Raw genomic sequence first — 634 nt, 5'->3', positions numbered from 1 at the left:
GACGCCGCCCTGCGGGGCGGCGATAAGGAGACGATGATGCGCAATATTATTACCCCCGATGTCCTGAAAACCATGATCCCACAGGAATACGAAGACTGGCGCGAAGGAGGGGAGGATTTGCGCCGCGAACTGACCCATGCCGTGATGCGTGACCTGAACTGCCCGGATAACTGGGACATGAACGGGGAGTACCGCAGCGAGTTCGGGGGCTTTTTCCCGGTACAGATCCGCTTCACGCCTTCACACGGTAACTATCATCTCGCCGTGTGCAGTCCCGGCGATATCTCTCCGGCCTGGATGGTGGTGTTTGTCCCGGCCAGCGGTCGTCCGTTCTCGGTTATCAGCACGCTGTCGGACTGGTCGCCGGAAGCCATCAGCCACACGCTGAGTCTGGTTGCCCGGCTCGATGCCGATGGCTACAGTCAGGCCAGCATCATCAGCATGCTGGTCATGGAGGGCGCACAGTGAACGCATCAACAACGTCTCTGGTGACCCTGAAGCCAGCCCGGCAGGCAGCGCTGCAGGCGGTCCTGTCGGTGGAGGAATCCCGCCGTCTCGGTGCGCGTCTGCCCGCCATGCCACACGTGCGCACCTTCCTGCGTCTGCTGACCGGGAACAGCCGCATGAACACGAC

Annotated in this window: 2 protein-coding genes; both read left to right on the top strand. The window is 62.0% G+C overall.

Annotated features, from left to right (window positions below; all coding sequences use genetic code 11):
* Positions 1-33 precede the first annotated feature (33 nt).
* Positions 34-468 (top strand): conjugation system SOS inhibitor PsiB, encoded by a 435-nt coding sequence (gene psiB / locus HMPREF3096_RS14325; protein ID WP_086556807.1) that lies wholly within the window; start codon positions 34-36, stop codon positions 466-468.
* On the top strand, positions 465-634 hold a 170-nt coding region (locus tag HMPREF3096_RS14320; RefSeq protein ID WP_176747751.1), incomplete at its 3' end, for a plasmid SOS inhibition protein A. The genes psiB and HMPREF3096_RS14320, both read left to right, overlap by 4 nt.

The organism is Klebsiella sp. HMSC25G12, from assembly GCF_001807705.1.
In the GTDB taxonomy this organism is placed as follows: Bacteria; Pseudomonadota; Gammaproteobacteria; order Enterobacterales; family Enterobacteriaceae; genus Klebsiella; species Klebsiella variicola.
The sequence above is the reverse complement of the archived record's forward strand: the minus strand, read 5'-3'. Positions and strand labels throughout refer to the sequence as shown.

What these genes read in the sequence shown, in the direction of transcription:
- psiB (WP_086556807.1), top strand. Translation starts at nt 34, where the DNA reads ATGATGCGCAATATTATTACCCCCGATGTCCTGAAAACCATGATCCCA.